Here is a 13,792-nt window from a genome sequence, read left to right as displayed (position 1 = left end):
TGACGCCCTTGCTTACAGGTTGTCTTCCCGCTGGTTAGGCGACAGGGTTTCTTTCAACCCATCGGCTCGGCAGACATGCCAGGCAAACAATAATAGGGCGCGAAAAATCGCGCCCTATTATTTAACTTACTGCCAGTGGAAAATGTATAAGTAAACGGTTGACATTACAACCGATAGAAGCATTAACGGGAATCCCACTTTCATATAGCCCAAAAAAGTTATTTTGTTACCGTTTTTATCCGCCAACCCGGCCACAATAACATTGGCAGCGGCACCGATGAGAGTACCGTTACCGCCCAAACAGGCTCCCAGGGCCAGCGACCACCAAATAGGATCCAGGTTAGTAAATACATTCATTCCTGCCGGTCCCATCTCCGTAATCATCGGTATCATTGTGGCCACAAAGGGAATATTATCCACAAAGGCCGACGCCATTGCCGACAGCCACAGCACCAGGAAACCGGTTTTCATTAAGTCACCGCCGGTAACTTCAATGGATTTTTCCGCAATAGCGGCAATAACTCCATTTACTTCCAAAGATCCCACCAGCGTAAACAGTCCCACAAAGAAGAAGATGGTGGGCCATTCCACTGTCAGCAGTACTTCTTCCGGTTCTTCCCCGGTAATTAACAGCAGCAGTGTAGCACCGGCTAAAGCAATAACGGAGTTTTCTACATGCAGTACACCATGAAGCCCAAAGCCAACAATAGTGACGGCCAGTACAAATAATGATTTTTTCATTAAAGCAATATCTTTTAGTTCCTGCTTTTCATCAAACTGCATAATTTTTTCTTTCATTTCTTCCGTTGCACTGATACGGAAGATCACCCGCATAATAAGTATCGTAACAATAAAAATTACAATTACAACCGGTGTTAAGTTATATATAAAATCCATAAACGTCAGCCCGGCGGGACCGCTGATCATAATATTAGGTGGGTCACCAATCAGAGTGGCGGTACCACCGATATTAGAAGCCATAATTTCAGCAATTAAAAAGGGAATGGGGTTAACATTAAGTTCTCTGGTAATAGAAAATGTTACCGGTACAATCAGCAAAACTGTGGTTACGTTGTCCAGCAGTGCTGAGCCAGCGGCGGTGATAGCAGCCAGGGTTATCAGTATGCGCATGGGCTCCCCTTTGGCCTTTTTAGCTGACCAAATGGCCACATATTCAAACACACCGGAACGCCTGGTAATACCCACTATGATCATCATACCTACCAGCAATCCAATGGTATTCCAGTCAATATGGTGAATTGCCTCTTCAAAGTGAATTACCCCGGCAAAAAGCACCAGCATGGCACCCATTAGGGCCACCACTGCCCGGTGTATTTTTTCTGCCATAATCAGTGCATAGGTTAACAGAAAGACAATTATAGCATACAGCGCTTGATATTGCTCAGGAATCAATGGAGTACACCTCACAATACTTTTAATATAGTTAAATTTTTTGTACAATTAATACTTAAACTTAATTAGTTAACTGTTCTTCACCCCCAGGATTTTATTTAACCGCATTGATGGGATGGCTAGGTGGTCATACCAATAAACAGTCCGAATATCAGCAGTTTGTTTATAAAACATCCAACTAATATTATAAACTACTTTAAAACCATTGACAATGCATGTAAGGTAACTGGTTTGAAATGTAAAGAGACACCCGGAACAAACGGGTGTCTCTTTACATTATATTATAATTTAAATTCTTAGAAGTCTTTCATCGGGTTGGGACCAAGTTCTTCTAATTCTTCAGCAAATTCGTCCAGGATTTGCGGAATCTTCATGTAATCCATGATGTTAACTTCTACAGCTCTAACACGCTCTGATTCCAAGCCCAACCTGTCCAGGGTTTCGGAAACTTTAGACAGGCGAATTTCAGCCAGTTCACTACCTTTAATGAAGTGGCACTGGTAATCATCACCGTGTTTACAACCCATTAATAAAACTCCGTCATAACCTTCACTCATGGCGTCAGCAATCCATACCAGGTTCAGTGACCCGAGGCATCTAACAGGAATTACCCGAACCCAGGGGTTGTACTTGAGACGGTTAATACCAGCCATGTCCAGGGCGGGTATGGCGTCATTTTCACAGGCAAATACGAGAATTCTCGGCTTTTCCTCGTCCTCTTCAGGCATTTCAATGGCTTTAATCATGTTACCAATCATCGGAACAGAGTAGTTCTTGAAGGAAATAATCCGTTCCGGGCATGCACCCATACAAGTACCGCATCTTCTGCAGCGGGTGGGGTTGATCAGCGGGTTGGTCTTTTCATCCTCATTGATAGCACCGAAGGGACATTCCTCAGTACAACGCTTACACTGGGTACAGCGATTTAAGTTAAATTCCGGATATGACAGGTCACCGCTTCTCGGGTGAACGGCAGCACCCTGTGCGGTAGCCTCAACACACTGAATAGCTTTTAACGCTGCGCCGGTGGCATCAGTTATTGCCTTGGCCATATCCATGGGAGCCCGCACTGACCCCGCCGCATAAATACCGGTCCGGCGTGTTTCGTACGGGAAGCAGATGTAGTGCGAATCCGGGAAACCATATTTCAATGCCGGCAGTTCCGGTCCCTGCCTGTAATCAAGATTCAAAATGTCTGATGCAATAATGACATCCTGGGTTCCCTTTTCTTCTTTCTCATCAGCTGCTCCCTCGTCATCCGCTTCCACTTCCAGTTCCTTGCCAAAAGCGGTGTTGGGCACCATACCGGTGGCCAGCACCACCAAATCCACACCTTCCACACTGGCTTTACCGCCCAGCAGTACATCTTCCGACTCCACTGTCAGGGTACCATCGCCGCTTTCAGTAATTCCGGTGATATCTCCCTTAATGAATACGGCACCGGTTTCCTGAATTTTTTTGTAGAAATGCTCGTAGGTACCTGATGAGCGGATATCTTTATAGAAAATATAAGTCATGGCTTCGGGATTCAGCTCGCTTACATAAGCCGCCTGCTTCAAACTTTCTATACAGCAGGCATGGGAGCAGTAAGGCAGGCGCTCCGGATCCCTGGAGCCGGCACACTGAATAAAGGCAATTTTCTTAGCTTCCTGGCCATCGGAGGGACGCACGATTTTACCGTTTTTAGCCATTTCCTCTAATTCAGCATGGGTAACCACATTCTTGTAACTGCCATAACCCAGGTGACTTAACTTTTCAGCATCAACAGGTTGAGAACCGGCTGCCAGCACAATGGCACCGATACGCTCCTGTACCTCGCTGCCGTTAACATCTATAACGGCATCAAACATTCCCGGGGCACCGGCAATCTTTTTAATCTTAGCCGAGGTATAAACGGTAATATTGGGATGTTCTTCCAATTCCTTAACCTTTTCGTCCACGTTAGGATCTTCCAGCTCGGTGTAGGGAGCTTTAAGCGGGGTTACTTTGTATAACTTGTTCAACCAGCCGCCCAACTTGGCTTCCTTCTCCACCAGAACCGTTTTATAACCGGCATTGGCTGATTCCAAAGCCGCAGTAATACCGGCCATACCACCGCCAACTACTAAAATCGCTTTTGACGGCTCTTCAACCTTGTATGGCTCAGGCAGTTCCATGGATTTAACTTTAGCATAAGCCATGTGGATAACATCAGCAGCGTGACGGCCTGTATGATCTTCTTCCTCATCTACCGCATCGGGACCGTCCGGTTCGTGAACCCAGGCCACCTGCTCTCTAATGTTGGCACGCTCAACAATTTTGTCACTGCCAAAATCAAAAACATCATAGTTCACACGGCCGGAGCAGGCAGCAATTATTATAGTATTTATACCCTCTTCTTCTATATCTTTTTTAATCATTTCCACGCCTTCCTTACCGCAAAGGAAGGGGCTGGTTTTACATGATTGAACATTATTTTCTTCTGCGGCTTCAATCAGGGTATCAATATCCATGGCATCCCCAATGCCACAACCGGTACAAATATAAACACCATACTTTTTGTCCATTTTCCTACCTCCTCACCGTAGATTGTATAGCCTTCAGCACAGCGGCGGTGGCATCTTGAACGGAAGAAGCTACGTCACCAGGCTTCCTTGTACATCCAGCGGCATAAATGCCAGGTGTTGGAGGTCCAGCAATTACAAAGCCATCCACATCATAATTTAACTGGGCAGGTACTTTGTCCTCAGCTGTCGCCGGTTCCATACCGGTGGCCAGCACCACAAGGTCATACTCAAGGGTTTCCACTTCTTGAGTAAATTGGTTTTCTGCCAATACCAGCAGGTTCTTGGTTTCCGGAACTTCCTTGATTTCGCTGGGCTTACCTTTGATGAGCTTGACATTTTTCTCTTCCAGCACTTTCTGGTAATAATCTTCATGCTTACCCATGGCGCGGATATCCATAAAATATATGGTAATATTGGCGTCGGGATACTGCTCACGAACATAATTAACCTGCTTCAGAGTAGCCATACAGCAGACCGAAGAGCAAGTTTTTAAGTGATGCTCGTCCCTGGAACCGGCACATTGTACAAAGGCAATATTTTTTGGTTCCCCGTTATCTGACGGGCGCAAAATTTTCCCCTGGGTGGGACCGGTCAGTGCTGCCATACGTTCCATCATAATATTAGAAATTACGTTTTCAAAACGCCCGCCGCCGTAATTGCTAAGTTTGCCAATATCATAAGGCTTCCATCCGGCAGCCCATATTATGGAACCTACATTAACGGTCATGGTCTGGGGTTCCATTTTCAGGTCAATGGCATTATACTTACATGCTTCAACGCACTTGCCACAGGAATCACCCTGGCAGGCATTAGCATCAATGATATACTTCATTGGAAAAGCAAACGGATGTGCCAAGTAAATTGCCTTGGTTTTACTGAGACCGCAGTTAAAGTCGTCATCCCTTTCTGCCGGGCAAACTTCTGTACACTTGTTGCAGCCGGTGCAGTTTTCATTAACAAAACGTGGGTTTAATTTAATAGTAACATTAAAATTACCCTCTTCACCGGAAATGCTCTCTACTTCAGCCAAGGTAAAAAAGTTAATTTTCGGGTTCTTTTTAATCCTTTGGAAATTTATTTCCAAACCACAGTTCGGGGGACACATTTTGGGAAAATATTGATTGATTTGGGCTACCCTTCCGCCCAGGTAAGAATTTTTTTCAACCAAAAAAACTTCGCAACCGGCCTCGGCAGCTTCAACCGCGGCGGTAATCCCGCTCATACCCCCACCTACAACCAGTACACTTTTATTACCCATTTCCTCACCCCTATTCTAGATGTTGTTGAATAGGCACCATAATAAACTTCCTTTAATTAATAAAGAAAGTTATGCTTTATCCAGTTGATATCTCTGGCAAGCGCGACGGAAGGCATTACTGCCCTGACCGCTTTTTATTCATGCCTTTTTACCGCTTTAAACTTGCGGGTACTTTGCTCTTACATACTATTGTTCAACAAATCCATTTCTAAAGAGTGGCCCGTGACCACTACGGCCACGGGCCACATTAAGCAGCTATGCAGCTATTTTAGTCAAGCAGTCTGATGATCGGCTTCTTGAAGATTTCCCATTCACCGGTAGCTGCATCGTACTTGCAGTTAACGAAGCAGAGCCAGTTTTCTTCATCCATCTTCGGCAGGTCACTGCGGAAGTAGTAACCAGGCCAACGGGTTTCTTCACGGAACAGTACAGTGCGGATGTGTGCTTCAGCCTGTAATGTTCTGTGAATGTTTTCCCAGCATCTCATCAACTCATGCAGGTCACGAGCAGCCAGCTTTTCAGAGTCTTCCTTCAGCATGAGCAGGTACTCAAGACCCTTTTCCAACAGAGCTTTACTGGTTGTAAAGTTAGCGGATACACCACCAGCGTACTCGTCCATCATCTTCTGCAGACGGAACATGTACTGCTTGGGCATAATGTATGCCGGGTTAACTTCCGGATCGGTGGTGAAGTCTTTATTCTCTTCAAACACCTTCATGGGCTTGAGGATTTTCTCTTTCAGTTCTTCTATCTTAGCAGCATCAATGTTGGGCTCTTCGTTGTTTTCCAGCACGAATTTAACCATTGCTTTACCGGCAATACGTCCTTCAGCGTGAGAACCGGAGGAGAACTTGTGGCTGGAAGCACCGGAAGCGTCACCAGCTGCAAACAGACCTTTAACAGTGGTCATGTTTTCGTAGCCCCACTTGTACTCATCGGGAGCAACGTCTTCCGGACCACTTACCCAAGCACCAGAAGCACCGGAGTGTGAACCGATGAAGTAAGGCTCAGCAGCAGCGATTTCGGAAGCTTTCTCTTCCGGAGCAATGTTACAAGCTGCCCACAGGATAGCCTGGGATACAGTCATGTCCAGGAAGTCTTCCCAAGCTTCGCTTTCCAATTCCTTCATTTTCTTCTTGAAGGCTTTCTTATCATCTTTATATTCAGCAGCCAGATTAGCAATAGCTTCTGCAGTCTGCATGTAGATAGGTCCTTTACCTTCGCTTACGTCCAGCATACCGAGATAGTTGCGCAGGTTAGCCGGGATAGGCTTAACTTTGCCATAAGGACCCCAGTTTTCCAGCTCACTGCGGCGGGTAACCATGTACTCTTCGCCAAAGGCGTTGGTAGCTTTAGACTTGAAGAGCAGGAACCAAGCACCAACAGGGCCGTAAGCATCTTTGAAACGTACAGGAATGAAGCGAATTTCTTGACAGGTCATTTCAGCACCGGCAGCCATGGTGAAGTATGCGGAAGAACCGGAGCTGAACGGAGGATACCAGGAACGGCCTAAACCTTCACCGGTGGAACGGGGTTTGAATACGCCAACGCAGCCACCCATAGCAGCCAGAACTGCTTTAGCTTTGAATACATAAACTTTTTCTTCCCGGGTGCTGAAACCGATAGCCCCGGCAATTCTGTCCCCATCCATGATGGGCTCTACGATGTAAACACGCTCATAAATATTGTCGGTGCCCAAAGCGTTTTTAGCAGCTTCAGCAACGATTACTTTGTAGGATTCACCGTTCAGCATGATCTGCCAGCGGCCGCCGCGTACATAATTGCCATCTTTCTTCCAAATGGGCAGACCCCATTTTTCAAACAGGTGAACTGAAGAGTCAACGTGACGGGCAATGTTGTAAACCAAGTCATCACGAGCAATACCCATCAAGTCGTTCTTAACATAGTGTACGTAATCCTCTACAGTGTTTTCACCTTTAGCCAATCCGAGGTACTGGTTAATAGCAGACAGACCCATGGCAACAGCACCGGAACGGTCCATTGCAGCTTTATCAACTAAGGTTACTTTCAAACCATGCTTCTTTGCCCAGTAAGCAGCTTCTACAGCAGCACCACATGCAGCCATACCGCCGCCGAGAATTAGAATATCAGTACTGACTTCAACAGTTTCAAAGTTAACCGGCATTATATTAACCTCCTTCGTAAGTTCGTAATTATAAAATATTTAGTTACTTAATTACTTCTTCAAGGTAGGAACTGCGTCCAGACCCAGTGAATAGGGCTCAGTGAACAGTACGGGGCTGTTCAGATCTTCCTGGTCAACGGTGTAACCGCCATCAGGCTTAGCAGTACCTTCTTCAGTGGTTCTGATGGGGAACTTGAAGCGTTTTACGCTGCCATTACGGAACTTAACGGTCCACATAATGCTGTCGGAACTTCTCAAAGGTACAGCACTGGCACCCATGGGAACAAAGTCAGCATAACCACGAACGTCAATAGCCTGCTGCGGACAGATCTTTACGCAGCAGTAGCATTCCCAGCACATTGATACGTCACGGTTATAAGCTTTCATTTTTTCTCTGTCCAGTACCATCAGGTCATTGGGGCAAATGTACATGCAAGCAGTTTTATCTTGCCCTTTGCAGCCATCGCACTTCTCTTGGATTACAAAACTAGGCATAATTTAACCTCCTATTCCCATAGTTTTTTAGTTTATTAGAGGTTATGGAAGAGAAGGGATTATTTCATCCTCACACCCTTTCTCTCCCCGCCCTCCAATATTTTTTTACATCAGGCACTTAATACTTTTTATGAAGCAGCAGGTTCACCGGCTTTCTAACTCTTCCCTGTACTTGGTAACAGCTAACTGCCGGCTGCAGCTGCTGCCATACAACCGGTTGGATTATTTTTTAATGCTTTGGTAGTATTCAGTAAGGATTTCCAGAACTTCCTTACGGCCAAACTCAAGCGGCGGCAGTTCGCCAGCTGCGAACATAGCACGAACCTTGGTACCGCTGATGGCAATACGGTCTTCCGGGCCGTGCGGGCAGGTTTTTTCAGTGGCCATGCCCATGCACTTCTTGCAGTAGTAAGCAGCAGTAACTTTAATGGGCTGACATAAAATTTCGCCAGGCTTAAACTGGTCAAACATTTCTTGAGCTTGGTAAGAAGTATAGTAATCGCCAACACCGGCATGGTCACGACCAATCAGGATGTGGCTGCAGCCGAAGTTTTGACGGAAGATAGCGTGCAGAATAGCTTCACTGGGACCTGCATAACGCATTTCCATCGGGTATACACGCATTTCAACATGCTTCGGATTGAAATAGTGCTTCATATGTGCTTGATAACACTTGAAGCGCACTTCTGCCGGAATGTCACCGGGCTTCAGTTTACCAACGATGGGGTGAATGAACAAACCATCACAAATTTCCATACCGATTTTGCACAGAAACTCATGAGAACGATGCAGCGGGTTACGGGTTTGAAAAGCTGCTACTGTGTTCCAACCCTTTGATTCAAATAACTTGCGGGTTTCTGTCGGGTGAGCATAGTAACCGGCATATTTTTCATCATAGCCCAGTTCACTGAAAGTTACCAGTGAACCACCGATGTTTACTTCGCCCTGGCTCATAACTTTTTGAACGCCGGCATGCTCAGCATCATCGGTGAAGAATACTTCTTTACACTCTTTAACTTTGTCATACTCATACTTATCTTCTACGGTTAAAATACCTACATAAGTACCGGTTTCATCATCAACCAGCGCTACTTCTTGCCCTTCGGATAATTCGGCAGCCTGTTCCTTAGTTACGGACAAAGTGATCGGGATCGGCCATGCCAGGCCATTTGCAAGGTGCTTGGTGCTAACAACGCTTTCGTAATCCTTTTTGTTCATGAAGCCAGTCAGGGGAGAAAATGCACCCATACCAATCATCAGCGCGTCAGAAGTTTCCCTGGAGCTCATGCGGATAACAGGTAGGGTTTTTGCCTTGGCTTCCAATTCGGGGCGCTGCTCCTTTGGTGCAATAACCGGAGTTAGCTTCCCACCATGTGGTTGAACTAGTGCCATGCGCGTTTACCTCCTTTTAGGTTCTCTTGAGTAATGAGTAATATGTTTTTGGGTAATTTATCCACTGCAAAGATTGTCAAATTGTGAAGGTTAATTCAGTCACAATCTATTTTGCAGTGATAAATTGAATTCACAACTTAAGCGGGGGCGCCACTATTGTGAATAATTTAACTTTCTATTCCGCCTAAAATACACTTGCAGTCCTTTATTCAATATTGACTTTTAAAACTCCTGCTAAGTAAAGAGAAAAGTTTTAAATTTATAAATCTTTTTATACCCAGTTGGAAAGTTTTTGATATGGAGAAACAATACAATAGTCCAGGCCGGCTTCTTTGCGGCTTAATCCAAAGGCCAAAGCCATTAATTGGGTAATAAACAACACCGGAAGATTATTGTTGGTTTGAAACTGTTTGTTTGCTTTGGCTTGATATGCATCTAAGTTCATTTGACAAAGCGGACAGGGAGTTACTATCAGATCGGCTCCTGCTTTAGCCGCCCCATCAATTATCGGGTGTACAGCTGAAACGGTAATTTCAGGAGCAGTTAATGCCAGGGCACCTGTACAGCATTTATTACTATTTTCAAACTCTACAGCTTCAGCCCCTAAGGCTCTAATTATTTTATCCAAAGACTCGGGGTATTCTGGATCGTCATAATGACCTCTTAAAGCCTTTACACTCTGACAGCCAACATAGCCGGCCACTTTCAAGCCTTTTAAAGGCTTCTCAGCGGCAGCTTCAATTTTTTCCACCCCGATATCATTTACCAGCACATCCAGCAAAAATCTAACGTTTAGGTTGCCTGTATATTCTAATTCATCTTCTTTTAAGGCCTCATTAGCCTTTTTCTTAAATTCTTCATCAGCAAATTTATTGTTTGTTAATCCCAAGATGGCATAACATGAACTACAAGTAGTTACTATATCAGTATCGCGCTGTTGCTTTTCAGCAAGGGCCAAATTGCGTGCTGCCAGAACCTGCGCCGGAAACTCTCCGATTACACTGGATGTAACAGTTGCTCCACAGCAGTTCCAGTCTTCAATTTCATTAAGCTCAATACCCAATTTTTTTGCAACAGCTAAAAAGGCATGGTAGTTGGCCAATGCAGTTCCTTCGCTAGCACATCCGGGAAAATAATTATACTTCATCTAGCCTTCCTCCTTTGCCAAAGCTGCTGCTTTCTGCAGTACCGCCCGCAGTTTAGCAGGATTTTTCACACCTTTGGGTGGGAATATCGACAATCTCTTGTGTTTTAACATTTCCATTCCCACATCTTGCATTTCCCGCGCCATCTTTAATGCATTACCAATACCAATCTTTAAACCATACTTCATGGTAAGGCCGCCTTCCCAGATGCGCCCGCGTTTTGCCACGTCATTGTAGTATACTTTAGCCATGTGAGACTGGTTTGTTATATATCCTTCTTCCTCCGCCAGGTGCCGTAAATCATGCATTACATCCATCATCGGCACCCCACGGGGACAGCGACAAGCACAGGTATAACATGATGTACACAACCACAGCGTATTGCTCTTTAATACCTGTTCTTTATCTCCTGCACGGATCAGTTGAATAATTCTCCTGGGTGAATGATCCATAATATCTCTTAATGTACATGTTGTAGGGCAAATACCGCACTGCATGCACATTTTCACCCATTTGCCATTGTCCATTTTATAAACTCTTTTTGTAAATTCAGGGTCGTATCTTTTTACACCATCAGCCCCTGACATTGGTTCCCCCCCCTTCACCTTTGCATTTCTGCTTGCATTTTGCATTATTTAAAAAGCATTTTTATAACCAAACACCTTTTCATACTTGTAGAGTTTGTGATTGTGAAGTTGTGAACACGTCCTTGTAAAAAAAATCCTCTCAATAACAATTTTTATATAATCAGCGAAAAAACCGCCCGAAACACTATGCAGCTATTTTTTGCCGACTACACGCAGATATTATGGAGGTAATTAATCAATCAACTTGTGTAAATGATAGCATTCTTTTTTGATTTTGACAAGTATAATTATTATTTAGAGCTGCCATTAATACCGCCGGTATCAATTCTTCCTTACACACACTTTTCTTTTCCAACCTTATTTAGCTTTTTATTCGATATTTAAATCAGGAATCCTGCCTGATAATGCAAAAGAATGAAAAAAAATAACAATCACAATGATATTTTAAAATGATAATTTTTCCATTTTTATACTATTCACATCCGTTATGTCATATGCAGCAAAAAACAGCATCATAATCACATCATTTGCAGGAGTTGTCAGTATTATTAAGAACTTTAAGTAGATAAGGAAACCCAGTCTTAATATTATAATTTTTAGGAGGTAGAACCAATGTACAACAAAATTCTTACCCCGGTGGATGGATCTGAACGTTCTAAAAAAGCCGCTGTGCACGCTGCCGATTTAGCTGAAAAATTTGGTGCCCAGCTGACCATTCTACATGTGGTTTCATCTCTTCCATCCTATTATATTAATTCCGACAGGTTAAGCAGTATACAAAAAACACTATTAGATGAATTTATTAAGGAAGGGCAGCAGGTTCTCACTAAAATAAAATGGGATTTGTCCAAAAAAGATGTGGACATTAAAACATCCCTGGTAGTGGGCAACCCGGCAGATGAAATATGCAAGCTTGCCCACCAAGAATCATTCGATTTAATAGTAATGGGCAGTCGCGGGTTGGGAGAAATCAAAGGATATATAATGGGCAGTATCAGCAATAGGGTTGTGCGTCATGCCAGGTGCCCGGTATTAATTTACCGTTAAAACTTACTATATAATTTGCTATAATACTAATCACCTATGTTTTAAGGAGTGGTTATAATTGTTGCCCAAATTACAGCTGGCTTTACAATTGGTAGGGTTTGTAACCATCGGTGCAAGTTTGTTTATGGGAGATAAATCACCGCTGGTAGGCGCTATCGGCGGCTTAATGTTTTTGTTGGGAATGGTAAAATGGAAAAAAAAGAAATAATATCACTGCGCTAAACCGCGGTTAAATTATTACTAAAGACTGTTTTACGGATGAGAGGATAAATAAGCACATAACAATACAGCACACCTCTCATCCTCGTTACCTAAATTTATATCTTTCCATTGACATTTTTATATTTTTCTGTTACAATGCCTATTGTCGCAGCAAGGGCGGTTAGCTCAGCTGGGAGAGCACCTGCCTTACAAGCAGGGGGTCGGGAGTTCGAGCCTCTCACCGCCCACCATATCACATATGCCACGGTAGCTCAGTCGGTAGAGCAGAGGACTGAAAATCCTCGTGTCGGCGGTTCGATTCCGTCCCGTGGCACCAGTAATTTAAGGGACGCAGTTAAAAGCGTCCCTTTTTTATTTACCTCTACAAACCCGTGCTGCCGGGTTCACAAGACAGCACTTTCAGGGCAGACCCCCAGGTAATAAATGACACCACCAGGGGATGAAAAAACAGCAGAGCCACCGGCCCAGCAAAATAACTTTTTCAGGGCAGAAGGAATAATACATTATTTGTATAAAGTATGTTATAAATCTTACCCGTGAAAGGAGAAGGGCATGCAGTACACCTTACTTATTGCCGTGATAGCTGTTTCTTACTTAGCTATCGCCTATTTGCCATTTTTACAATTAATGTTTTTACAAAAATATCAAACAATACTGGATACCGGCCTGGCTTTTAAAGATTTGATTCATTTCTCCCTGCCGTCAGCTTTATTTGGTGCGCTATATTTATTCCTAATTTACAAAATTTTAAAACCTGTTTTAGACCATGAACGAAAGAAAAACGCCCTCAGCAGCAAAATACTCACCCTGTCATCTTTCTGCGTGCTGGTTGGAATGGCTGCATCAGTTTTGACATTAGCTTTTTCAGCCTGCTATTCTTCCGGTATTTTAAATTTTATTTATCAACCAGCCCCGTGGACTGCTGAAGAACTCAACCGCATTGCCATCCATGAAGCGGGCCACGCAGTGGTACGGGAAATTGAGCTGCCCGGCTCAACAATAAACGCAGAAATAATACCTACCACCAGCATAGCTAAAGCCAACAATTGGTTTTCACAATCCCTGCCCAGCGGTTACGTAATGGGAGAAAGCAGCACCAGATTAACCACTAAAGAAGATATTTATAAAAAAATAAGAATATATTTAGCCGGTTTAGCAGCAGAAAAAGTAATTTTTCCGGAAGAACAGGTCTACATCAGTTCCAGCAACGATTTAGAAAAAGTTAAAGAACTTGTCATTATGTTATGCAATAACGGTCTTATCGACAGCCCCGTGCCCTGGGATGTTCTTAATGACCATGAAAAAAACACGCTGTATCAAAATATAGTTAACCGGCAAAATGAAATCGTAATGCAAATAATCCAAAAGCACCGGCCGGAACTGCTGGCTGTTGCCGAACAGTTAAAAGCAAAAGGATCTTTAACCGGCAGCGAAATCAGAAAAATCATGATCGAGTAGGGTAACGCCGCAGTAATTTGCTACGGCGTTATCCCTCTCACAGAACCGTACGTACGGGCCTCGTATACGGCTCCTGATAAACC

11 protein-coding genes and 2 tRNA genes are annotated in these 13,792 nt (G+C 44.0%); 5 read left to right on the top strand and 8 right to left on the bottom strand.

Annotated features, from left to right (window positions below):
* Positions 1-126 precede the first annotated feature (126 nt).
* The 8 genes from JOC37_RS12655 to JOC37_RS12620 form a co-directional block, all read right to left on the bottom strand.
* Positions 127-1,410, bottom strand: a complete 1,284-nt coding sequence (locus tag JOC37_RS12655; RefSeq protein ID WP_204619471.1) for a sodium:proton antiporter — start codon at positions 1,408-1,410, stop codon at positions 127-129.
* Between the two features lie 299 nt (positions 1,411-1,709).
* On the bottom strand, positions 1,710-3,959 hold the full coding sequence (locus tag JOC37_RS12650) for a hydrogenase iron-sulfur subunit (RefSeq protein ID WP_204619470.1): 2,250 nt from the start codon (positions 3,957-3,959) through the stop codon (positions 1,710-1,712).
* Positions 3,960-3,963: 4 nt separating this feature from the next.
* On the bottom strand, positions 3,964-5,217 hold the full coding sequence (locus JOC37_RS12645; protein ID WP_204619469.1) for a CoB--CoM heterodisulfide reductase iron-sulfur subunit A family protein: 1,254 nt from the start codon (positions 5,215-5,217) through the stop codon (positions 3,964-3,966).
* A 268-nt stretch (positions 5,218-5,485) separates the two neighbouring features.
* Complete coding sequence (gene aprA / locus JOC37_RS12640; RefSeq protein WP_204619468.1) at positions 5,486-7,363, bottom strand: adenylyl-sulfate reductase subunit alpha; 1,878 nt, start codon at positions 7,361-7,363, stop codon at positions 5,486-5,488.
* A gap of 51 nt (positions 7,364-7,414) precedes the next feature.
* Positions 7,415-7,858: an adenylyl-sulfate reductase subunit beta gene (gene aprB, locus JOC37_RS12635; protein WP_204619467.1), complete on the bottom strand. Its 444-nt coding sequence runs from the start codon at positions 7,856-7,858 to the stop codon at positions 7,415-7,417.
* A 222-nt stretch (positions 7,859-8,080) separates the two neighbouring features.
* Positions 8,081-9,250 carry a sulfate adenylyltransferase gene (gene sat / locus JOC37_RS12630; protein WP_204619466.1) on the bottom strand — a complete coding sequence of 390 codons (1,170 nt, stop codon included), beginning with the start codon at positions 9,248-9,250 and terminating at the stop codon, positions 8,081-8,083.
* A gap of 271 nt (positions 9,251-9,521) precedes the next feature.
* Positions 9,522-10,397 carry a CoB--CoM heterodisulfide reductase iron-sulfur subunit B family protein gene (locus JOC37_RS12625; RefSeq protein ID WP_204619465.1) on the bottom strand — a complete coding sequence of 292 codons (876 nt, stop codon included), beginning with the start codon at positions 10,395-10,397 and terminating at the stop codon, positions 9,522-9,524.
* A complete protein-coding gene (locus JOC37_RS12620; protein ID WP_204619464.1) occupies positions 10,398-10,982 on the bottom strand; it encodes a 4Fe-4S dicluster domain-containing protein in 585 nt (194 codons plus the stop codon). It abuts the gene before it with no gap.
* Between the two features lie 612 nt (positions 10,983-11,594).
* On the opposite strand from JOC37_RS12620, the gene JOC37_RS12615 reads away from it, so the two are divergent.
* The 5 genes from JOC37_RS12615 to JOC37_RS12595 all read left to right on the top strand — a co-directional run bounded on the left by JOC37_RS12615 (position 11,595) and on the right by JOC37_RS12595 (position 13,709).
* Entirely contained in the window at positions 11,595-12,029 is a 435-nt protein-coding gene (locus tag JOC37_RS12615) for a universal stress protein (RefSeq protein WP_204619463.1), read from the top strand.
* A gap of 58 nt (positions 12,030-12,087) precedes the next feature.
* Positions 12,088-12,237 (top strand): hypothetical protein, encoded by a 150-nt coding sequence (locus JOC37_RS12610; RefSeq protein WP_204619462.1) that lies wholly within the window; start codon positions 12,088-12,090, stop codon positions 12,235-12,237.
* A 168-nt stretch (positions 12,238-12,405) separates the two neighbouring features.
* A tRNA-Val gene (locus tag JOC37_RS12605) sits at positions 12,406-12,481 on the top strand.
* Positions 12,482-12,491: 10 nt separating this feature from the next.
* Positions 12,492-12,567, top strand: a tRNA-Phe gene (locus tag JOC37_RS12600).
* A gap of 236 nt (positions 12,568-12,803) precedes the next feature.
* Positions 12,804-13,709 (top strand): ATP-dependent metallopeptidase FtsH/Yme1/Tma family protein, encoded by a 906-nt coding sequence (locus tag JOC37_RS12595; RefSeq protein WP_204619460.1) that lies wholly within the window; start codon positions 12,804-12,806, stop codon positions 13,707-13,709.
* The last annotated feature ends 83 nt before the right edge of the window (positions 13,710-13,792 follow it).

It is taken from the genome of Desulforadius tongensis, from assembly GCF_016907915.1.
Lineage (GTDB): Bacteria > Bacillota > Desulfotomaculia > Desulfotomaculales > Desulfohalotomaculaceae > Desulforadius > Desulforadius tongensis.
This window is presented reverse-complemented; position numbering and strand designations above follow the sequence as displayed.

Coding starts and splice junctions, on each gene's coding strand:
- JOC37_RS12650 (WP_204619470.1), bottom strand. CDS start 3,959: ATGGACAAAAAGTATGGTGTTTATATTTGTACCGGTTGTGGCATTGGG.
- JOC37_RS12645 (WP_204619469.1), bottom strand. CDS start 5,217: ATGGGTAATAAAAGTGTACTGGTTGTAGGTGGGGGTATGAGCGGGATT.
- aprA (WP_204619468.1), bottom strand. CDS start 7,363: ATGCCGGTTAACTTTGAAACTGTTGAAGTCAGTACTGATATTCTAATT.
- aprB (WP_204619467.1), bottom strand. CDS start 7,858: ATGCCTAGTTTTGTAATCCAAGAGAAGTGCGATGGCTGCAAAGGGCAA.
- sat (WP_204619466.1), bottom strand. CDS start 9,250: ATGGCACTAGTTCAACCACATGGTGGGAAGCTAACTCCGGTTATTGCA.
- JOC37_RS12625 (WP_204619465.1), bottom strand. CDS start 10,397: ATGAAGTATAATTATTTTCCCGGATGTGCTAGCGAAGGAACTGCATTG.
- JOC37_RS12620 (WP_204619464.1), bottom strand. CDS start 10,982: ATGTCAGGGGCTGATGGTGTAAAAAGATACGACCCTGAATTTACAAAA.
- JOC37_RS12615 (WP_204619463.1), top strand. CDS start 11,595: ATGTACAACAAAATTCTTACCCCGGTGGATGGATCTGAACGTTCTAAA.
- JOC37_RS12595 (WP_204619460.1), top strand. CDS start 12,804: ATGCAGTACACCTTACTTATTGCCGTGATAGCTGTTTCTTACTTAGCT.